Genomic DNA, 20,823 nt, shown 5'->3' with positions numbered 1-20,823 from the left:
ATACTGGGCGGTCGAGAACTGCAAAATAATGATATCACAATTTGCTTAATTATGGCTAATCGAAGTTTTGTGGGCATTAAGCAGACGTTAGGGTTGCGTAATACTAGGCTCGGGCCTTGCTGTCTAGTTTGCCTTTGATGCCTAGCATGACGCGGTAAGGGCCGGGTGTTCCCGGGGGGATAAGCGCTACTCTATCGCCTGCGCAGATAAATTTTTCAGAATTCTCCACCTTGCCATTAACCATTACCGCCTCAACCTCTTGCGCATCTATGCCAAGGTGATGCAGTAGTTCTCTGACGGTTAAGCCTTGGCCTACCTCCAGATACGTAGGAAAAGCGAAGCCCTTTTCATGCATAATATCTTGTAGCGTTGAAAAAAACCTTAGTTCGATGGTTCCCACTTGCAAAACCTCCCCTGCCACAGTGTAGCAAGTATTCTACAAAGAATTGGTAATACCTCCTTAGCCACGCAAATAGACTGACAGTGGGCCAGAGAGCAAAATAATTTGTGCGAAATTTGCGCTATCTGAAGGAAAATATTGCCCGATGTAGAATGTATTTTGGTGACAGAAGCGAGAAATATGGAGGAGGTTAGGTTTAATGCCAAGATTGCTGCGTATTAACATGTCGACGTGTGAGGCTAAATTTGAGGAAGTACCTGAGAAGTATTTGCCGCTAGGAGGGCGTGCGCTGACATCGCAAATGGTCTGCGACGAAGTGCCCCCAGAATGTCATCCCCTGCGCGAGTTTAACAAGCTTGTCATCGCCCCGGGGCTGCTGTCAGGCACCACGGCTCCCTCATCTGGCCGTCTCTCCTTCGGCGGAAAAAGCCCCTTGACAGGGGGCATCAAGGAGGCGAATGCGGGTGGCATCTGTTCGCAGAAAATAGCCAGCCTGGACATTAAGGCTATCGTTGTCGAGGGCATGCCTAAAGGACAGGGCACTTGGCTTGCCAAGGTGTCTCCTGCGGGAGCCGAAATTATCTCGGCCGATGAGTTGGCGGGCAAAGGAACATACGAGCTGACGGCCATACTGCGCGAACGCTACGGCAGCAAGGTCGGCGTCATCTGCAACGGCCCAGCGGGAGAAATGATGCTCTCTGGAGCGGGTGTCGCCAGCAACGATGGCGATGGCAACTCCAGCCGTTATGCCGGGCGGGGAGGCCTGGGTGCTGTGCTCGGTTCTAAGCGCCTCAAAGCGATTGTCATCGATTCGCCAACCACCTATGGCGTACCAGTGCACGATAAAGAGAAGTTCTCATCTGCCGCCAAGAAATTTGCCAAGATACTCCTTGACCACCCGGTTAGCGGTACAGGGCTGCCTAGCTATGGCACCAATGTACTAATGAATGTTATTAGCGAAGCCGGAACTTTACCAGTACGAAATTTTAGCAACAATGGACGCTTTGAGCATGCCAATGAGATTGGCGGGGAGTCGCTCGCTCGCATTGCCAAGGAGAGAAAGGGAGGGCGCGTAGCGCATGCTTGCCACCCTGGCTGTGTTATCCGCTGTTCTAACGCCTACCCGATGCCAGACGGCAGGATTTGTTCGCCGATAGAATATGAGACGGCCTGGGGCTTTGGCGCCAATCTCGAAATCAAAGACCTCGATACCATAGCTGAGCTCAACTACATTTGCAATGATGCCGGGCTCGATACCATCGAAGCTGGCGTGGCCCTAGGTGTGATGATGGAGGCGGGTGTCATACCTTTTGGTGATGGTAAAGCTGCTATTGCCGCCCTCAGTGAGGTAGCGAAGGGTACAGCTGCCGGCCGCATTCTCGGAAACGGTGCCGACTTTACTGGCAAGGCCTACAGCGTGACCCGCGTAGCCACAGTAAAGGGTCAGGGCATTCCAGCTTACGACCCGCGCGCCTGCAAGGGCATGGGCGTCACCTATGCTACTAGTCCCATGGGTGCGGACCATACCGCAGGATACGCTGTGACTGCCAATATCCTCAAGGTGGGTGGCTTTGTCGACCCTCTAAAGGCAGAAGGACAGATAGAGCTCTCGCGCAATTTGCAGGTGGCGACAGCTGCCATCGATGCTTCAGGTCTCTGTCTCTTCGTGGCCTTCCCCGTCTTAGACAATCCCGATGGACTACCTACCATAGTAGAAATGCTAAACGCCCAGTATAATTTGACTCTGACCACAGATGATGTACTCGCCTTAGGTAAGAATATTCTCAAGGGCGAACTAGCCTTTAACGAGGCTGCCGGCTTTACTAAGGCCGCCGATCGTCTGCCAGAATTCTTCTGCAACGAGAAACTCGCGCCACATAACACCGTTTTTGACATCAGTGACGCAGAGCTCGACAGCGTATTTAGGACCTAGAGACTAGGCAGCAGATGTCAGTATGCCTATAGATAAAGTGCGCAGAGAGTAGAGGTGCGAGAGATGCTTATTGAACTGCGAGTCTACACGGGTCTAGAGAGATATCTCGGCACCCGCTACGGAGAGAAAATACCGGTTACAATCGACAGGTCCACGACAATTCGTGATCTTTTGGCTCGCTACAGTATCCCTGCGAGCGAAGTGTCTGCCGCCTTGGTTAATGGCCTCCATAAATCGCTTGATTACTGCCTGCAAGACGGTGACCGGGTATCGCTATTCCCCCCTGTAGGCGGCGGCTAAGGCGAGGAGTGGTAGAGTAATGGTAGACTTATCTCCCCTGCAGGAGAAGCGTTACCACCGGAACATTCAAGTGCCCTGTGTTGGCGTAGAAGGGCAGAAAAAGTTGCTCCGGTCATCAGCGTTGGTGGTGGGTGCGGGAGGGCTTGGCTCTCCCGCTGCCTACTATCTTGTCGCGGCAGGCATCGGGCGGCTGGGGCTTGCCGATGGTGATGTCGTAGATCTGACAAACTTACAGCGTCAGATACTGCACTTTACGCCTGACCTCGGCAGGCCTAAAGTAGAGTCTGCCACGGACAAACTGCGGGCACTGAACCCCGACTGTGAGGTAGTCCCGCATAACTTTGTCGTAACGGCTGAAAACGCCACACAGTTAGTGGCGCAGTATGACCTTGTTATCGATGCCACCGATAATTTTGCCGCGCGGTTCGTCCTTAACAAGGCCTGTCTCGAAACGAGGAGGCCCTTTATCCATGCTGCGGTGCTCTCCATGGCAGGCCGTGTCATGACCATGCTGCCCTATGAGGGGCCTTGCTTGCGCTGTGTATTTCGCGAACCGCCTTCTCTAAGTGCCAAGACTACCTTTGAGCTAGGCGTGTTGGGCGCTATTCCGGGTTTGGCGGCCTGCCTGCAAGCGACCGAGGCCATCAAGTACTTGCTCGGGCAGGGCGAGCTCTTGGTTAACCGTATGCTGATTTTTGACGGTCTGTCTATGACCTTTGAAGCGGCGGAGGCGAGGCGCGACCCCGAGTGTCCGGATTGCGGCACGCCGTAAGGTCGCTTACGCTTGCCGACCTAGTTCAACTAGAGTGCCTCTATCTTGTGCGCTGCAAGGTGGAGGCACTCTAGTTTTTGACGGGCGATTAGTAACGGCGGCGGAGAATTTTTTACCTAAACACCTCGTAGAAATAGACAATGCTTTAGCTATAGACGTATGGCCCCTTGCAGCATATAATGATGATGATTGTCGATATCAAAAGTGTGACATTGTATTAAGAAAGTGTGTCATTTGGGGAGGCAGCAGTGTGAAGATGAGTGAGTTGCGCAAAGGTGATGTAGTTATTGTCAAGAGCATCCAGAACGACTTAGTGCGGGCGCAGGCCATACGCTTTGGCATCGCCGAGGGGGCTCTGGTAAGTGTGGAAGAAGTTTTGCATTCCGGTCCTATCGTGCTGCGGCGCGGTTTAATGCGCTATGCTCTAGGGCGAAACTTGGCCAGGCAGATACAAGTAGAGAAAGTAAAGGGCCAGAAGCATGCCTAAGCACCATCAGCACAGCAAGGGAGCAGCGCGGCGCATTGTTCTAGTGGGCAATCCTAATTCCGGCAAGTCGGTATTTTTTAACGCCCTTACTGGCGTCTATGTCGACGTATCTAACTACCCAGGCACGACTGTCGAGATAACCGAGGCTCGCGTGGGCAACCAAATCTTCATAGACGCCCCGGGTGTCTATGGTATCTCTGCATTTAATGATGAAGAGCGGGTGACGCGCGATGTCGCTATCACTGCCGACGTCATTCTTAATGTCGTCAATGCAGTCTATTTAGAGCGCGACTTGTTTCTCACTCAGCAGTGTATTGACACCGGGATACCGACTGTCGTGGCTGTCAACATGCTAGATGAGGCGGCGGCGCAGGGGCTTAAAGTGGACCTACAGATGCTGTCTCAAATGCTAGGCGTACCGGTGGTGGGTACGGTAGCTGTGGAGAAGAAGGGGTTTCCGCAGTTAATGCAGGCCCTTCTTAAGCCAGAGGTGGGTATAGCTGGCGACTACCTGTCTCAAGAAAAAGTGCACTGGCTCGATAGACTTGGTAGTCAGGCCGAAGTCATGCTGTACTTAGAAGATGATGCGGATATCGCGCTGCGGCATGGGCTCAAGCCGCCTGGCAGCCGTGAAAAGATCTACCTAGCGCGACGGGAAAGAGTTAATGAGTTAGTCACTAAGGTGCTGCGGGAGTCAAACAGCGGGTTAGGTTTCGCGGCCCTGCTCGGGCGACTTATGCTTAAGCCTTGGACGGGGGTGCCTTTACTGCTGGCAACTCTCTATGGGATGTACCATGTGCTAGGAGTCTTTATTGCCGGTACTGTAGTCGGGGTGACCGAGGAAACCATTATGATTGGACTCTACGAGCCTTTTATGCGGGCTGCGGTAGAAAGGCTGTTCCAGGTAGGGACCTGGCCATGGGTGGTCCTCGTCGGAGAATTTGGCATTCTAACCATGACCATTACCTACGTCTTCGGGCTCTTGCTGCCGCTCGTTATTGGTTTCTACTTGCTGCTCGCACTACTTGAAGACACAGGATACTTGCCGCGCATCGCTGTTTTGCTCGACCGCTCGCTAACGGCGATTGGTCTTAACGGTCGCGCCGTCATACCGCTGGTGCTCGGCTTTGGCTGTGTAACCATGGCCAAAATCACGACGCGTCTACTTGGCACGTCGCGAGAGCGCCTTATCGCCATCACACTGCTGGCCATAACAATTCCTTGTTCGGCGCAGCTAGGTGTAGTTGTCGGGCTTATTGCTCCCCTCGGCTGGCCCTATGTAGCCATCTATATGGCGACCATCGTTACAGTATTTATCTTTATAGGTACACTATTGCATAGATTATTGCCCGGGAAATCATCTGACTTACTTATAGATATACCGCCCTTGCGCTGGCCACGCCTAAGTAACATTTTAAAGAAGACTATGAACAAATCTTACATGTTTATTGTCGAAGCTGCACCGCTGTTCGCGCTCGGGGCACTCCTGATAACAGTCTTAGAGCAGACCGGCGCGCTGCTCGCCCTAGAGCAAGTGTTCACGCCGCTAACCGTAGGCTGGCTGCGTCTGCCTAGCGAAGCCGCCACCGCCTTTATTATGGGAGTAGTGCGGCGTGACTTCGGTGCTGCGGGCCTAGCTGATATGTCTTTGACCGCTGCGCAAACTGTGGTCTCCATGATTACGATTACTCTCTTTGTGCCCTGCATCGCTTCTGTTATAGTTATGTTTAAGGAACGTAGCTGGCAAGAGGCTCTCGTGCTTTGGCTCAGCGCTTTTGCGGTCGCCTTTCTTGTTGGTGGCCTGGTAGCTCGGGTGGTGGTCTAAGTGACTCCGCACTGCCCTCGCTGTGGAGCCCCCTGTGTCGAGGGCGCTCTACGATGTGTGCGTTGCTTGTGCTTAGTCGTTACACTTCTGCCCTGCCAGGGTGCTTGTTCTAGTTGCCGGTCTGTACCATCAGAAAAGAAATGCCAAGAAGGGCAGAAGTCTTAGCTGGGGAGGAAAGAGTATGCCGCAATTACGTTTTCACGCGATATCACTTGACTATGTGCAAGCCGTTTCTCAGCCTTTGACGGAGGAGTTATCGGCAATCATAAAGTGCGCGCGGGAGCACTTTGTGCTGGAGTGTGTGGCTTCAACTTATGTGTGGGATGGACAAGAGGTAGAAGGCCATCCCTTTGTCGAGGTGTATTGCTTTGACAGGGGCGAAGAAGCGTATGATCGCATGGCGGAAACCATCACGCGTCACTTGAAAGGTGTAGGCTGCCCGAGTGTTGACGTGACCTTTTTGCTGCTTGAGAGGCGGCGCTACTACGAGGACGGCCTGCATTTTTAGGCCGTCAGCCAGGGTTAACACGGCAATCCGAGAGTAGGAGAGGTGGAGAGTATGGACATTCTCAAAGAAGTTGCTGGTATCGAGGAAGAGATCATTCTGTGGCGCAGGCACCTTCATGCGCATCCGGAACTCGGCTACGAGGAGCATGAAACGGCCGCTTTTGTGTCCGAGAAACTGCGTTCCTTTGGCCTAGAAGTACAAGAAGGCGTCGGGGGCGTTAGTGTAGTCGGGGTGCTGCGCGGCGCAAAGCCCGGGCGTTGTGTGGCTCTGCGAGCCGATATGGACGCCCTGCCCATTCAAGAAGAGACAGAGTTGCCTTTTGCTTCACAGAGCCCTGGCTGCATGCATGCCTGCGGCCATGACGGTCATACTGCGATGCTGCTCGGGGCCGCTCGAGTGCTAGCCGCTAAGCGCAGTGAGCTTTCTGGAGTGGTAAAGTTTTTTTTCCAATCGGCCGAAGAATGTTCACCACGGGGTGGCGCCATCCCGCTCATCGAGGCCGGTGTCATGGAGAACCCGAAGGTGGATTTTGTGTTCGCCTTGCACCTGTGGCCCGAAGTACCGTTTGGCAAAGTCGGCATTAAGGCCGGTCCCCTGATGTCGGCCTCGGACCGAATTCAGGTTAATGTGACCGGGCGAGGTGGGCATGGTGCTGCGCCTCACGCTGCCATAGACTCCGTCGTAGTGGCCAGCCATATTGTGACGGCACTGCAATCCATTGTCAGCCGGCAGATGAATCCCCTTGAGCCGGTAGTGGTGACTATTGGTCGCTTTATAGCGGGGCAGAGGCACAATGTCATAGCACCGACTGCGTATTTAGACGGCACTGTACGCACTCAAAACGAGGCAGTGCGCCATGGCCTACCGCAAAAAATATCGCAATTGGTTGAGAGTATAGCCGCTGGCTTTGGCGCTAGTGCTAGTGTGGAGTATGAATTCGGCTATCCCACTTTGCATAACCATCCTGACGGGGTGAGGATGGTGGTGGAGGCCACTTCGACTGCACTAGGAGAAGAGAGTGTCTTTATGCTCGATCAACCCTCCATGGGTGGCGAGGACTTTGCCTACTTTCTCGACCATGCCGTTGGCGCCATGTTTTGGTTGGGCTGTAAAGGCGTTGACACAGCTCCTTTTCCAGTACACAACTCGCGGTATGATTTTGATGAAAGGGCCTTAGCCCGCGGTGCGGCCGTGATGGTGCAACTAGCAGTAGACGCACTGCGGTAAATGTGCGAATGTGTGTGCTTTATCGCCTTAAATGACAGGAGGAGCAGCTCTAATTAATGGAGCTGCTCCTTTTTTGGCATGCTAGGCAGGAGGTGATAGTAATGGAGAAAACCGGGTCGCGGGTGGGTGGGGTATATCGCGAAGTAGGCAGCTTGCTGGGGGCATTGCTCCTAGGTGGAGTAGGGGCGGTGTGGCTCACGCGAGCTGTAGTCAGGCAAGTGGCAAAGTGGACTTTGACACGTATCATGACTGATGACTATGCCGAGAATATGGCCGAATTCTATTCAGCGAGCAGGCGGATGGGTGTACAGAACATTATGGAGACAAATTTGCGAGCTGAAACCGGTACGGCACTAGCTCGACCCATGGGCTCGCCGCGGGCCATGCCAGATTTTACGGCGCTTATGTTTAACGTAGCACAACTGACAACTCTGCCCACCCCGCGTGAAGTATTCATTGACCTGTCCACGGTTATTGGGCCTCAAGCCGCTCGCCCCCTTAAGCTTAAAAGCCCCATCTTGGTGTCCGCCATGGCCTATGGCGAGGCACTTAGTGCCAAAGTAAAGATAGCTCTGGCGAAAGGGGTCACTCTGGCTGGTGGGGCAATTAATAGCGGCGAAGGGCCCTTCTTGCCCGCCGAGCGCAGAGCTGCGAAACACTACATCATGCAGTATAATCGCGCCTCCTGGGGCAAAGAGCGCGAAGCTCTCAAGCAGGCTGATGCCATTGAGATTCAGATTGGGCAGGGGGCGATGGGTGGTGTGGGGCACTGCATTTCGCCAGGCGAAATTGATGCCCCCCTCTACAAGGCGCTTAAAATTCCACGCGGACAAGCAGCAGTCATCGCAGCACGACAAAAGCACACCGCCTCTCCTGAGGAGTTTGGCGATTTTGTCGATCGCCTGCGGGCCTTGACTTCTGGCGTGCCCATTGGCGCTAAGATTGCTGCGGGCATGGATATTGAGAGCGACATTACCTTCTTGGTCAAAAGCGGAGTTGACTTTATATCGATCGACGGCGCACAAGCTGCCACCAAGGGGTCGGCCCCCATTTTGCAGGACGATTTTGGCCTGCCTACAGTTGTGGCTTTGTGTAGGGCGGTGGGGCAATTAGAGAGGTTGCGAGCGCGTGAGCGGGTTAGTCTCATTGTCGGCGGCGGCCTGTTCACCCCGGGGGATTTTCTCAAAGCCCTAGCCCTTGGTGCTGACGCCGTGTACATAGGCACCGCGGCACTATTCGCGGTCACCCACACGCAGACGCTCAAAGCGCTGCCCTATGAACCACCTACAGAAGTGGTGTGGTACACAGGTCGCTACGCTGCGCAGTTTAACGTAGAAAAGGGCGCTCAACACTTGGCAAACTTTCTTCTGGCCTGTCAAGACGAAATGGCCCAGGGTGTGCAAGCGCTGGGGAAAGTTTCACTTTCGCAAGTCTGTGGGGATGACCTTGCGGGATTGACGCCCCATATCTGTGAAATCACCAACGTGCGACCGGCATGGCTAAGAGAGACGCGCCATCGCTAGTCTCCAAATTACGCCACGGAAGTAGCAGGACTTCGTGGGGTTAAGAGGGAATACTCACTCAAAGGGGGCGTGTGGAGTGAGAAAAAAGGCGAGTCGCGTGCAGCAGATTGCCGACCTAATCATGGAGAGGGGCAGTGTACGAGCGCAGGAATTAGCAGAAGTATTTATGACCAGCAGGCGCACAATTTACAGGGACATCGAGCGCTTAAAAAAACAAGGCTTCCATGTAGAAGCCTTTCCAGGAAGTCAGGGGGGTTTTCGCCGTACAGTAAGGCCGCTATCCGCGGCCCAAGAGTTCACCGTGGAGGAAGCATGCGCCATATTGGTAGCGGCAAGTCTAGCGCGAGACAACCAAACCCTGCCCTCAGCACAGGCACTCGATGATGCCATAGATAAAATTTGGAATAGCCTGTCGCCTACTGCCCGGGAGGAGATGGAGGAGACCCTGCCTAATGTCAGTTGTGCTCAGGAGCGAATTGTCGACCCAGATTATTGCAGCGAATACTTGGATGTCCTGGCTAAAGCAATAGCGCACCAACGAGTCGTCAGCATGACCTACTACTCGCTCTACCGGGACAGCGAAGAACTTCGCGAAATTGACCCTTACCATTTGTATGGTCACAAGGGTGTGTGGTATGTAATCGCCCTGTGCCATCATCGTCAACAAATGCGTGTGTTCCGCTTGGACCGCATTAAGGAATTGACGATGCTAGAAAGACTCTTTGAGCGTCCTACTAGCTTCAATTTGAATAACTACCTGGGACATGCCTGGAGCATGATTAAAGGAGAAAAACACCGCGTCGCAGTGCGTTTTATGCCCCCCCACTCTCGGTTCATTGCCGAGAGCAAGTGGCATCCTAGCCAAAAAATTGAACAGGGCGCAGATGGCAGCATTACTTTTACGGCCGAAGTAGAGGGCCTCGAGGAGTTTGCGCGCTGGGTTTTGGCCTACGGCGAACATGCCGAGGTCTTACATCCTAGCGCTCTGCGGGATAGCATGCGCGAAAGCGCAACGAAGATGCTAAGTTACTACCAGCAATAACCGCTGGTCATACTGCTATGAACTAGTAGAGGTCGCTGCGCTTGTCTCCCTGTACCGGGATTCTACTGCGTGCTGCCATGATGCTTTCCGTCTCAAGGTCAACAACATAGACACCTTCAGTGGTATCCGCCTCTAGCAAGATTTCGCCCCAAGGGTCTACTACTAGAGAATGGCCTCCGAAAGTGTTGTTCTGGTCGCGACCTACACGATTGCAGGCTAAGAGGTAGCACTGGTTTTCTATGGCGCGCGCCCGTACCAGGGTGCGCCAATGTTCGAGGCGGGGCAGCGGCCATTCTGCTACTAGCAAATTAAAGTCGGTCCCCGCATTCCGATAGTGACGAAAGACCTCGGGAAAACGCAGGTCGTAGCATATGGCTAAGCCGACCTGGCCATGGGTGGTTTGCGCGGTGACCAGCCTGTCACCAGGGCTTAAGAAAATGTCCTCCTGCATAAGTCTAAACAAGTGAGTCTTGTCATAGGTGGCCACAACTTGCCCTGTGGGTGAAATGAGGACAAAGGTGTTGTAGATGCCGCCCTCTCTTTGCATGAGAACTGAACCGCCTACATAGGCATTTTTGGCGCAGGCAATTTCGCGCATCACAGTGGTGCAGAGACCCGTGCCGTCTTCTGCCAACTCATGGGCTCGGTCTAAGGCATAGCCGGTGCTCCAGAGCTCGGGCAGTAAAATGAAGCTGCATTCTGCTAGACCTGCCGCCAGTTGTCTAGCTTTTTGGGCATTAGCTTGCAGGTCGCCGAGAGCGATATCCATTTGTATGAGGGCTACTTTTAGTTGCATAGCGATGACCTCCTCCAGGTTTTGTTTGTGGTCTGGTTGCCCTACATGCCCTGCCCGATAGACTGTTGCCGCGGGGCGCGGCGTTTTTTATGGGCAGAGATAACAACCAGCAGGCCAAGCGCCAAAACAAAGGCGAAGGGTAGCCCAAGTATCATAGCTAGGGCTAAATCGAAGCGAGTTGACGCGAAGGCGCTAACTCGCGCATTCTCTAGCCCGATTCCCAGGCGGGTGGGCAGGGAGATGGTATACGACAAAAACTGGTCAAAAAGCCCGAGTAGCGAGCGGTCGGGCATGAGAAAACCTACCAAATGATAGGCCATACCGAGCACCCACCACATGGCTGCCACGCGTACTACCTGCAAAAGACGCCCTTTGCTCTTTTTCTTTTTGCGAACTGGCAGCAAAAAAACTATAGACCACATGACTGCCAAGAGAATCAGTAATAGATAGTTAAAAATAGGGGTACACCATCCCTCGCATAAACTAAAATAAAACAAGTGCTTATGCCAATATCTTAGCACAACTACGCATGGCACTGCTACCAACGCCCGGTTAAGCCCCGGATTGTATTTTTTAGGAGGTATACCGATGGATGTTAAAGAGATAGCCGACCGACTGCGCGAAAACATTGCCAAAGTAATTATAGGCAAAGAGAAGATTGTAGACTTAATACTGATCGCCTTAGCCTGCCAGGGACATGTGCTCATTGAGGATGTGCCAGGCACTGGCAAGACCATGCTCGCCAAAACCTTAAGCCGTTCTCTAGAGCTTGAGTTTAAGCGAGTACAGTTCACCCCCGACCTTTTGCCGTCTGACGTAACAGGTGTAAGCGTATTTAATGAGGCCACATCGCACTTTGAGTTTCGTCCCGGCCCCGCTTTTACTAATGTGCTCCTCGCCGACGAAATCAATAGAGCCACACCGCGTACGCAGGCAGCCTTACTGGAGTGCATGGAGGAGCGCCAAATCACCGTCGATGGCGAAACTCGCATGCTAGGGATGCCCTTCTTGGTGGTGGCAACGCAAAACCATATTGAGCAGGAGGGCACTTTCCCCTTGCCCGAGGCACAACTAGATCGCTTTCTGATGCGGTTGTCGCTTGGTTACCCCACGCTAGAGGAAGAGATGCGTCTCATTAGTCGTTTCGCTGAGACAAATCCGCTCACAACTTTGACACCAGTGGCAAAGGCCTGTGACTTGTCTGTTCTCTGCGCGGGCGCAGAGGCTGTTCATGTCAGCGAGGCGGTGGCGGAATACATCGCTAACATCGTGAGGGCGACCCGTGTACACGAAGACTTACGACTAGGGGCTAGCCCACGTGCCACACTGGCATTGATGCGTAGTGCACGCGCGCGCGCTGCCCTTTTGGGGAGGGCCTTTGCCTTGCCTGACGATGTCAAGGAGTTAGCAAAGCCCGTTCTCTGCCACCGACTTATAGTCAAAAGTCAGGTTCGTCTCCGCGGGCAAACGGCTGAAAGCGTACTCGATGCAATATTGTCGGTTGTTCCTGTTCCAGTTTTGCCTAGCACTGAAGCATGAATGACAGTAAGATGAAGCTGCCCAAGCTAAGTACCATACTCATAGCCATAGGTTTCATTCTTGGGCTAATCTTACGCTCACCCGCGCTCATCATTACTGGCTGTGGTGGCTTTGTTTTGGCGTATTTTCCTCGCCTGTATGCCAAGTGGGGACGACAGGCTTTGCACCATCGCGCCTATTTTTCACAGTCCTATGCTTGGCCGGGGGACAGCGTTAAGCTTACGGTGGAGCTTGAAAACCGCAGTTTCCTGCCCATATCTTTGCTGCAGCTGTGGCATGATGTTTCGCACCACACGCAGGTTGTTGGCGTTCCTCCCGCGGTTGGTGGCGCCCTGCGTCAGCTAGAACACGCTTTTCGCTTGGGCATGTGGCAAAGAGTGCGCCGTCGCTATACCGTCCTGTGCGAACGGCGTGGTGTAGCGAAACTTGGTCCCACCGAAATTAAAGTGACAGGGCCTCTTGGTTACGGAAGCGCATATAGTAAGCGTACTGACGAAACAGAAATTACCATCTATCCACGAGTGCATGCTCTTGACGCCCTGCGTGTCGTTCCATCTACCCTGCTAGGGCCCACTACCTTGCAGAGTTTTATACATGAGGACCCGTTGCGCATTCGAGGAGTGCGCGAATACCGACCGGGAGACCCTCTAAACCGCATTAATTGGAAGGCGACAGCAAGAGCAGCGCGTCACATGGTGCATGTGCATGAACCATCTGCAAGTAGAGAAGTGCTGTTCTTGCTTAATCTTTCGAGTAGCGACGTCGTATGGTTTCGGCAAGACGCCAGAGAAACAGAGTGGGCGATTGAAGTAGTTGCCAGTTTGGGCATGTCTTTACTGGATGGCGCCTGTAGTGTGGGCGTATTAGCCAATGACTACATCACCGATGTACCCAGTAGCGCCGGGGCAGAGCAGAGGCATAGCTTTTTAGCAGCACTCGCCGGCACAACACAATTTGCCATGGTCAGGCCAAGTACCTTTCTGGTCAATGCCCTCGAGAGGCGACATTTTGGGACGACTCTCGTACTGGTCACACCTATGCTGACAGAGGAACTGCTGTCCGCCAAACAACTTTTCGCGCTACGCCGTGTGCCACTACGTGTAGTCTACACCGGAAGCACCCCTTCGGCTCTTTTTGACGATACCTCGATGCTGTGGGTGCAGAAGGAGGAGAGCGAAATTGTACCCTAGAGTGCGCCTTCTACTGGCCCAAGTGCTTGCCGTGGTAGCTCTGTCGATTGTAACGCAGGTGTGGGCAGAGACTCTTTATCGCTTTATGCATAGAGGGGTGCTTCCAGGGCTGCCCTTGTGGAACATTTTAGTAGCTACCCTAATGACGCTGTTTGTGGGTCGGTTTTCTCTTAAGTGGCCGCTTTGGTGGCGCAGGATCACGCTTGTAGTGCTGGCACTAAGTGTGGCTTTGCTGCTGCCCGCGGTAGGACGAGGGCTCCCTGTGAGCGTTTCTCTCTTTTCATTGTTGGTTTTTGCGGCAGCCTACGCAGCCATAGACATCGGTCGACATGATTGGGGTTACAGCGAAGCGAGGGCTTACTTCGCCCAACTTGCTGTAATATTTGCCGTGGCCATACCCTTCGCTCATGCAGCTGGCATGATGGCTATATCTAACGCACTGCTAGGTTTAGCCCTTGCTAGCATGTTAGCGCTCGGCCTAGCCTGGGACCAATATGTCGAGCAAGTGACCAAGCAAAGGCCCATGAGCGGCCGGACGAAGTTTCTGCTTTTAAGCACCGCTCTATTCTTAGCGGCTACTCTCTTGGCCGGGGCAGGAGCTTTTAGCGTTAGGCCCATGCTAGACTACATCGCCTATATCGCCCGCGAGATTTTTTTGGTTTTTCTTGTGCCTTTTGGCTACATGATCTACTTGATACTCATTGTGACACGTGCCCTTGCCGCCTTACTAGCTGGTGACCCGACCGCTAGGGGCGAGGAAAGAATGCCAGAGGGGTTGTTCGAGGCGGTGCGCGACTTAGACACAGGCGTACCGTGGCTCTTACAGGTCTTCAGCATTGTCTTCTTGGTAGCATTAGTCTGGCTGCTACTAAGGCGTATTAGTAGGCCTGCTTCGCCTGTAGTAACTCATCCTCTCGATGAGCATGAGTCTCTGCTGGGGCAGATTTTCTCTCCTAGGGGCACCAGGAAAGCTCGCGCCAAACCAAAACGTAGACTCCCTCTCGAGCCAGAGAATATTTGGCAAATTTTCGCTTACCTTGAATTGTACGGCAAGGCTAAGTCGCGGCCACGTGCCGAGACGGAAACCGTAGCCGAATACGAGGAGGCATTACGCGACATCTTGCCCTCTGCTGAAGTGCGGACGATCACAAGTTCATTTGAGGATGTACGCTATGGTGAGCGCAAGTTGACCTCGGTGCAGTGGCAACATACTTTAGCCGCCTGGAGGAAGCTCAAGGAAAGCACCAAGGCGTAGTCAAGGGCTACTTTGTTAACTCATCCAAGACTTGGTGTGTGGTATAATTATGGCGTCCCCTTTTTCCCAGAGAGGGGGATTAGAAGAGGGTGTTGCAAAACATATGGAGAAGCGCGACAAAGCAAGTATCTCAGAACGCAGGACAAGTGAAGAGGATATGTCTGTGTATAGAGCCGCTGCTAAGCTGCAGCAAGAGCAAGAGGCGAAGCTATTACTATGCCGAAAAGAGAAGGCTTGGGAGATTGCGCGGCAGGCCGCAGCACTCCTCAAGACAAACTTTGGCGCAGAGCGAGTGGCAGTGTTTGGCTCACTCCTTCGTCCAGATTGTTTTACTAGATGGTCCGATGTGGATATTGCGGCTTGGGGTCTCGCCTTGGGGGATACCTTCCGGGCAATAGGTGCGGTGATGGATTTAGGTGAGGACATTGAGGTCAACCTAGTGGACATGAATACCTGTCGTGATGCGCTGAGATTAATCATCGAACAGGAGGGACAGGAGTTATGAGCGAACGTTATATAGTCGTCGCTAGTCGTATTCGTCAAGAGATAGCCGAATTAGAGAGAGTCGTATCCCGTGCTGAACAAGCCATGCTGCTAGCGGAGAAGTGCCAAGAGCACGACTTGTATCTCGATTCGGCAGCACTGAATTTACATGATTTCTATAGTGGACTCGAGCGTATTTTTCGGCACATTGCTACCGATGTAGACCGGAGTCTCTCCCTCGGCTTGGATTGGCACAGGGACTTGCTACGCCAGATGAGTATGGCCCTGCCGCAGATCCGTCCAGAGGTGCTTTCCACCCACACCAGCAATGCGCTGGACGAATATTTGCGGTTTAGGCATGTGGTACGCAATATTTACGCCTTCACGTTTGACGGCGAGAGAATAGCCCGTCTCATTGCGCAAGTGCGCCCGCTTTTTACCGCAGTGCGCATAGAGTTGTTGGCGTTCTCTGAGTTCCTGGAACAGGTACATGCCTCTTATAGCAAGTAGTTGCGTTCTATGAAATGCCTAGCCAACTTTGTCGGAGGAAAGGGAGTGTAAAGGTGAAACTCAACCTGACTTCGCTAACAAACGCTATAGCTTCATTGCAGGCAGGCACTCGTATCGTGAGCGAGGGGGCCTGGTTTTCTGAGCAGTCTGAGGATGTGCAGAACACCATCATAGCTGGAGTTATCCAAAATTTTGAGTTTGCCTACGAACAGAGCATCAAAATGATGCGGCGCAGGCTAGAAATGGATGCCGCTTCGCCAACTGAGGTTGATTTTGCTGACTATCGAGGGTTGCTGCGCACTGCAGCAGAAAAAGGTCTTGTTGCTGATGTTCTGGCTTGGTTTGAGTATCGCAGCATGCGCAACATCACTTCGCACACCTACGACCACGCCAAGGCTATGCTCGTCTACCAAGGCGCACATAAATTCCTTGACGACGCTAAGGCTTTGCTGCAGGAGCTGGTGGCTCGCAATGTCTAGCCCACCCCTTGCTATATCCCCTGACCATTGGGAAATCGTGCGGGCCATAATGGAACTGCACCTGCAGCAGTTTGAGGTTTGGGCCTTTGGCTCACGCGCGAGAGGCCCTGCCAAGCCATACTCCGACCTCGACTTGGCAGTTCTAACTGACAATCCCTTAAGTTTTAGACAGTACGCGCACCTGTGCGACGCTTTTGCCGAGTCAAATCTCCCCTTCAAGGTTGACGTTGTGGACTGGGCGACCACCAGTGAGGCTTTTCGGGCCACAATCGCAGCAGAAAGAGTAGTGGTCAAAGAAAAACCTGTAGCGTAGACTTCGTCAAGAGCATGCTTAATCCCAGACTACTAGCTACTTAATGGCCGCAGCGGACAAAGCGGACTTTTCGTTGTGTCGGATTATCGCCACAAAACCAATCGTGTCCCCTGTAGCGGGAAAAGATAAGCAGTTGATGATATGGCAAAACAATTCAAATATGACGAAAATGTAATATGGATTACCTTGACCTTTGGGGAGGGGGGGGTAAAATAATGGCAACTAGGAAACTATTGCCGAATTTGCGGAGGGGTGGGGACTGTAGGGAGTGGCGCCAGCGGCAGTTGCCTAGATTGAAAGGCGGGTAGATGAATGAAAGGAAAGATTACTCAGTTGTTTTCAGTCGTTGTTGTGACCACTCTTCTGGCGTCTCTTTTGGTGACACCGGTGTTTTAGTGCAGTGGGACCCTCCAAAGCCCTAAGCGCAACACACGATTATGCGTGAATAAAGTAGGCGCTAGCGATGGGTGTCTGTTAGCACAACACGGTTGAAGTCGTTGTCCGCCGTGTCTGAAGTGGGGGGTCATAGGCGGGAGATGCGGGGCGTACTATGGCTTTATGCAATCTGACAGCTGTTGCCGAATGGGCGTCGATTACGTTCTCCGCCACAATTTTCACAATATTTGCTATCCGCGCGATTAATTCAGACCTGAGGAGGAGCCAACACATGAAAAAGATCATCGCATTTGTTCTTGCGCTGGTGTGCACCATTTCTGTAGCTGGGGTTACTCATGGCGCTAGTCCCGCAATCCGCACACATACTACAACCGTTACGCATGCATTCTGGGTAACTTACGACCTTGTGCCTTTCGTTAAGTCAATATCACAGAATTTGCGGTTTGATTTCTTCACAGATTACGCGCATGAAATGTCTATAATCTCACATTATAATGACGGACTTCGGCATAATTTTCGGGGATACCCCTACGCATGGGATATTATGCCCAGCAATTTCCGTTGGTGGAGAAATTCGACACAGATGATCCATGAGTTGTTCGGGTTTATTCATGATTACAGCGTCTTTCATTCGTCATATCACAGTTTTTGGGGTGGGCGCAACACGACACGGATTACGCTTCCTTTAGCAGGCAATGCTTATGATGCCTCAGTCACTTCAACCTACTGGAGCAACTCAACCTTGCCGCGCATGCGTAACTTTACACTTCGCGCAAATGTATGGGATGCATCCATTCCAGTGCATGCTGTCGTAATGGATAACTCAGGAATAGAAGTAGACTTTACTGCTGTTCTGGAAATTGATGTACCGAAGAATTTAGTGGCCGCGCGCATCGGTGACAGAAGCATATCTGCACGTAAGGTCGAAGTGATGTACCGCTTGCTCGCTATCCACGGAGTTGAAACCACGAAACAAGAGATATTAAGCCGGTTGATTGAGACCGAGCTTGATTATCAGGAGGCACTGAGACATGGGCTTGGCGTAAGCAAGGAGGAGGCAACTGGAAAGGCTGCTTTCGCCCGAGCTAACGTTCGCTATGATCACACCACTGCACGAATCATTAACACGATTATCTTCGCCCTCGGGATGACCGAAGATGAATACTGGGCTTTTGTCGCACAGGAATACCAGCGACTTATGAGTGTGACCAATCTCAGGCGTGCTAATCCAAAGACCCCCTGAGACATGTTCAGAAATGACGCATAATTTTAAAGTCCATATGTAGCAAGGGTTAAGGCGGAAAGGGAAAGCAATTTTTCGCACAGAGGGGCTGAACAAACACAAGTCTTCGTGAGACAATAGCGTGGGGGAGCCTAATAGATGGGAGGCCACGCCATTGCTGACGATTGTAGTCAGCGACCACATGTGCTCATGCGACAATAGCCCGCAAGAAATCCCCCCAACGGAGGTAAACAAAATGCGCGACATACAGGTTCCAGTTGCTCTTGTGACAGCACTAATTATGGCGCTAGGAACGTATTTTAGCTACAACATCATTAGCAAGAGTGCTGCAATCATCTCGAGGTACACATTCTTGTTTTTCCTTACCATGCTTCTCACACAGCTAGTGGGGCTAGTGCAACTACTCGTCGTAGATCCGTCGACGATCATAAACGTTAGCGGTTGGCTCATAGTGAGTCAAACCAGCTTTGCCCTAACTCGGTTTGCATATGCCGTCTTGGCTTTCGGCTGTTATGTATCCTTCAGAGACAGCGCTAAGCATTGAGACATTGCTTACAACCCGAGTTCCCGAAATGCATAACGATGAGCAACGCGTAAGACCAAGGAATATCAACGCTCGCCGCAGGTTTTAGCGACACTTTGCCTCGTATGAACCAGAAGGGACGTTGCGCCACGAAAGCTGTAGTCAACGCGACTGCAGCCTTGCTGCACAAAAGATGAAGGAAGGCCCTTCGGAGTCACCATGCAGGTGGAGACTTCAAACCACCCTAAGCTGCTGTGGGCAAAAGCCATGGTGGTGAGCGTTAGGGGGAAAGTCGGGGCAGAGACCCCGGCAGGTGAGTACTACGGAGACGAATGGAATTTCAATCAACACTGAAATTTCCCAAGGAAACTGAACCGCTGGAGAAGTATCGAAATGGTGAGATGTCATCAAAACCGGGGCCTCGTCCCTGCCCCGGGATTAGTCTGGAAGACAACCTGTTAACTGTCCAGAACGGGAATTTCAGTGTTTAATGAAATTCCATAGGTGACCGGTATGCAGGCGGCGTCCAAAAGGGACGGCAGACTGTGCGAGAATGCGTGTTTTAATAGCCTTTACTACTCTTAGAATGCGTGTTTTAGTATCCCTCACTGGCCAACAAGTGCAATCTGGCGACCATTTTTGCATTGCCGGAATAGAGCCGAAAAAGAAGAGCAGCAAGTCTCTTCATTAATTCCTTCTGACCGAGGATATTTTGTACACGTTTTAGGTTGTAGGCGAAGAACAGCAACGCAACTTCGCTCCGCACCTTCTTTATGGTGCGGAGCAGGAAGTAGTAGCCATTCATAGAGCGCTTAATGGTCCCTAAAGGGTGCTCCACGATCATTTGTCGCCGCCTGTAGAGTTCTAAGTTCTCCGCCAAGCGCTTGTCAGTTGCAGTGAAGATCCTCTGGTAATGGCTAATGCTAAGTCGCTTAAAGTCACCGGTAGTGCACTTGGCCCTTTCGGGGCATTGTTCGCAAGCCTTTTTGTTCTGGTATACTCGGCTCTCCTTTGTGCCAGTGCGCTTTAGTACTTGGCCAAGCGGGCAAATGTAGCAATCCTTGCCCTCGACGTAGGTAAACTTATCGGCGTTGTATTCCTTATCTGGGGCTTCCCGGCCTGCTGTGGGCGTGATAAACAGCGTCATTCAGCTAATTTCATTTGTCACGGTAGAGAAGGACGAGGTGCGCCGAGATTGGCAAAGGGTTGTGCGCATCGAGCAAGATCCTCAAAACAGGATTTGGTATTGGGCGGGTCGAACTGCTTATTTTGCGTTTCTGAGTGGTCCAGGGGGTCTGGGGGTTGAAACAGTGGCAGACAATCGGCACTGGGACTTTGATGATGTTCAGGGCCTTATGCAGACTGCTATGAACAACTACAAGCGACATCTCGGGCTACCACACTAGTGGTCAAGAAGAAGATGTAGTGCACAAGGACATAGGGGGTATGTAATTATGGCGGTCCAAGTAGCTAAACCAACCTTGGTACTCCCTGTGAAGCTTATTAAGAGAGAGAATCCACAAGATTATTCGGCGGTGATACAGCAGCTAATCGTGCTAAGTGCTTTGTTGGCGGTGCCTGTAGCCTTTGGCTTGTGGAGAGAAGGACGCCTAATCCAGATGGTAGGGTTCCCCCTGTTCATTCTGGTCAAGGTAACCATAGATCTGTACCTGCCGGGGTATCTGTCTTACGAGCTTAGAGGAGATGGCGTGTATCTATGTTCCGCTTTCCGAAGACGTACTATTGCCTACGCTGACATTGAGCTAGCGACTGTTTATGCTGACATGCCTTCGCTGGGATGGTGGGCATGGTGGGCATATGGTACTTCGGATTATAAGGTGGGCATTTTTCCATTCGGCGAGTTTGGCCTAGTGGATGCGGTAGCAAGTCATGTCGATGAGGCAGTGGTAGTGTTAAAACTTAAAAAAGGGCGTCCGGTTCTCTTCACACCTGAAGATCCAGACCGGGTAGTCAAGATAATTGAGACGCTCCGAAAAGCGTGAGCAAAGAATTATTGCAGGCGTCAGACAGCCCCACCTTGCTCATTAAGAAAAGTTGGGGCAGTGCTAAGTTTGACAC

At 52.3% G+C, this 20,823-nt stretch carries 23 protein-coding genes; 19 read left to right on the top strand and 4 right to left on the bottom strand.

What is annotated here, in order from left to right; all coding sequences use genetic code 11:
- Positions 1 to 103: 103 nt before the first annotated feature.
- Entirely contained in the window at positions 104 to 400 is a 297-nt protein-coding gene (locus KGZ92_10055; protein MBS3889607.1) for a MoaD/ThiS family protein, read from the bottom strand.
- Between the two features lie 199 nt (positions 401 to 599).
- Between KGZ92_10055 and KGZ92_10050 the strand changes: the two genes are divergently transcribed.
- From KGZ92_10050 to KGZ92_10010, 9 genes are all read left to right on the top strand, one after another.
- Positions 600 to 2,333 (top strand): aldehyde ferredoxin oxidoreductase, encoded by a 1,734-nt coding sequence (locus KGZ92_10050; GenBank protein ID MBS3889606.1) that lies wholly within the window; start codon positions 600 to 602, stop codon positions 2,331 to 2,333.
- 63 nt (positions 2,334 to 2,396) lie between these two features.
- Positions 2,397 to 2,633, top strand: coding sequence for a MoaD/ThiS family protein (locus KGZ92_10045; protein ID MBS3889605.1), 237 nt, complete (start codon positions 2,397 to 2,399; stop codon positions 2,631 to 2,633).
- 19 nt (positions 2,634 to 2,652) lie between these two features.
- Positions 2,653 to 3,405, top strand: a complete 753-nt coding sequence (locus tag KGZ92_10040) for a HesA/MoeB/ThiF family protein (protein MBS3889604.1) — start codon at positions 2,653 to 2,655, stop codon at positions 3,403 to 3,405.
- A 256-nt stretch (positions 3,406 to 3,661) separates the two neighbouring features.
- A complete protein-coding gene (locus tag KGZ92_10035; GenBank protein ID MBS3889603.1) occupies positions 3,662 to 3,892 on the top strand; it encodes a ferrous iron transport protein A in 231 nt (76 codons plus the stop codon).
- Entirely contained in the window at positions 3,885 to 5,717 is a 1,833-nt protein-coding gene (gene feoB / locus KGZ92_10030) for a ferrous iron transport protein B (GenBank protein MBS3889602.1), read from the top strand. The genes KGZ92_10035 and feoB overlap by 8 nt, the downstream gene beginning before the upstream one ends.
- A gap of 181 nt (positions 5,718 to 5,898) precedes the next feature.
- Positions 5,899 to 6,225, top strand: a complete 327-nt coding sequence (locus KGZ92_10025) for a DUF1904 family protein (protein MBS3889601.1) — start codon at positions 5,899 to 5,901, stop codon at positions 6,223 to 6,225.
- A gap of 51 nt (positions 6,226 to 6,276) precedes the next feature.
- Positions 6,277 to 7,452 carry an amidohydrolase gene (locus KGZ92_10020; protein ID MBS3889600.1) on the top strand — a complete coding sequence of 392 codons (1,176 nt, stop codon included), beginning with the start codon at positions 6,277 to 6,279 and terminating at the stop codon, positions 7,450 to 7,452.
- Between the two features lie 101 nt (positions 7,453 to 7,553).
- Positions 7,554 to 8,975 (top strand): FMN-binding glutamate synthase family protein, encoded by a 1,422-nt coding sequence (locus KGZ92_10015; GenBank protein MBS3889599.1) that lies wholly within the window; start codon positions 7,554 to 7,556, stop codon positions 8,973 to 8,975.
- Between the two features lie 76 nt (positions 8,976 to 9,051).
- A complete protein-coding gene (locus KGZ92_10010) occupies positions 9,052 to 10,017 on the top strand; it encodes a transcriptional regulator (protein ID MBS3889598.1) in 966 nt (321 codons plus the stop codon).
- 22 nt (positions 10,018 to 10,039) lie between these two features.
- On the opposite strand, the gene KGZ92_10005 is transcribed toward KGZ92_10010, so the two are convergent.
- The gene (locus tag KGZ92_10005; GenBank protein ID MBS3889597.1) at positions 10,040 to 10,813 is read right to left on the bottom strand and encodes a carbon-nitrogen family hydrolase; all 774 of its coding nucleotides are present in this window, start codon (positions 10,811 to 10,813) and stop codon (positions 10,040 to 10,042) included.
- Between the two features lie 41 nt (positions 10,814 to 10,854).
- A complete protein-coding gene (locus tag KGZ92_10000) occupies positions 10,855 to 11,235 on the bottom strand; it encodes a hypothetical protein (protein ID MBS3889596.1) in 381 nt (126 codons plus the stop codon).
- Positions 11,236 to 11,401: 166 nt separating this feature from the next.
- Here KGZ92_10000 and KGZ92_09995 point away from each other — a divergent pair, with 166 nt between their 5' ends.
- The 9 genes from KGZ92_09995 (at position 11,402) to KGZ92_09955 (ending at position 18,765) form a co-directional block, all read left to right on the top strand.
- On the top strand, positions 11,402 to 12,352 hold the full coding sequence (locus KGZ92_09995; GenBank protein ID MBS3889595.1) for a MoxR family ATPase: 951 nt from the start codon (positions 11,402 to 11,404) through the stop codon (positions 12,350 to 12,352).
- Positions 12,349 to 13,542 (top strand): DUF58 domain-containing protein, encoded by a 1,194-nt coding sequence (locus tag KGZ92_09990; protein ID MBS3889594.1) that lies wholly within the window; start codon positions 12,349 to 12,351, stop codon positions 13,540 to 13,542. The genes KGZ92_09995 and KGZ92_09990 overlap by 4 nt, the downstream gene beginning before the upstream one ends.
- Positions 13,532 to 14,797 (top strand): DUF4129 domain-containing protein, encoded by a 1,266-nt coding sequence (locus KGZ92_09985; protein MBS3889593.1) that lies wholly within the window; start codon positions 13,532 to 13,534, stop codon positions 14,795 to 14,797. The genes KGZ92_09990 and KGZ92_09985 overlap by 11 nt, the downstream gene beginning before the upstream one ends.
- Before the next feature lie 103 nt (positions 14,798 to 14,900).
- Entirely contained in the window at positions 14,901 to 15,302 is a 402-nt protein-coding gene (locus KGZ92_09980) for a nucleotidyltransferase domain-containing protein (GenBank protein ID MBS3889592.1), read from the top strand.
- Positions 15,299 to 15,790 (top strand): hypothetical protein, encoded by a 492-nt coding sequence (locus KGZ92_09975; protein MBS3889591.1) that lies wholly within the window; start codon positions 15,299 to 15,301, stop codon positions 15,788 to 15,790. Before KGZ92_09980 ends, KGZ92_09975 begins: the two co-directional genes overlap by 4 nt.
- A 14-nt stretch (positions 15,791 to 15,804) precedes the next feature.
- Positions 15,805 to 16,269, top strand: a complete 465-nt coding sequence (locus KGZ92_09970) for a nucleotidyltransferase substrate binding protein (GenBank protein ID MBS3889590.1) — start codon at positions 15,805 to 15,807, stop codon at positions 16,267 to 16,269.
- The gene (locus KGZ92_09965) at positions 16,262 to 16,582 is read left to right on the top strand and encodes a nucleotidyltransferase domain-containing protein (GenBank protein ID MBS3889589.1); all 321 of its coding nucleotides are present in this window, start codon (positions 16,262 to 16,264) and stop codon (positions 16,580 to 16,582) included. Before KGZ92_09970 ends, KGZ92_09965 begins: the two co-directional genes overlap by 8 nt.
- A gap of 667 nt (positions 16,583 to 17,249) precedes the next feature.
- Positions 17,250 to 18,221: a hypothetical protein gene (locus tag KGZ92_09960; protein ID MBS3889588.1), complete on the top strand. Its 972-nt coding sequence runs from the start codon at positions 17,250 to 17,252 to the stop codon at positions 18,219 to 18,221.
- Positions 18,222 to 18,375: 154 nt separating this feature from the next.
- Complete coding sequence (locus KGZ92_09955) at positions 18,376 to 18,765, top strand: hypothetical protein (protein MBS3889587.1); 390 nt, start codon at positions 18,376 to 18,378, stop codon at positions 18,763 to 18,765.
- Positions 18,766 to 19,339: 574 nt separating this feature from the next.
- On the opposite strand, the gene KGZ92_09950 is transcribed toward KGZ92_09955, so the two are convergent.
- The gene (locus KGZ92_09950; GenBank protein ID MBS3889586.1) at positions 19,340 to 19,891 is read right to left on the bottom strand and encodes a transposase; all 552 of its coding nucleotides are present in this window, start codon (positions 19,889 to 19,891) and stop codon (positions 19,340 to 19,342) included.
- A gap of 307 nt (positions 19,892 to 20,198) precedes the next feature.
- Here KGZ92_09950 and KGZ92_09945 point away from each other — a divergent pair, with 307 nt between their 5' ends.
- The gene (locus tag KGZ92_09945; GenBank protein MBS3889585.1) at positions 20,199 to 20,747 is read left to right on the top strand and encodes a hypothetical protein; all 549 of its coding nucleotides are present in this window, start codon (positions 20,199 to 20,201) and stop codon (positions 20,745 to 20,747) included.
- Positions 20,748 to 20,823: the final 76 nt, after the last annotated feature.

The sequence above is a fragment of the Bacillota bacterium genome, assembly GCA_018333655.1.
Classification (GTDB): Bacteria; Bacillota; UBA994; order UBA994; family UBA994; genus BS524.
This window is presented reverse-complemented; position numbering and strand designations above follow the sequence as displayed.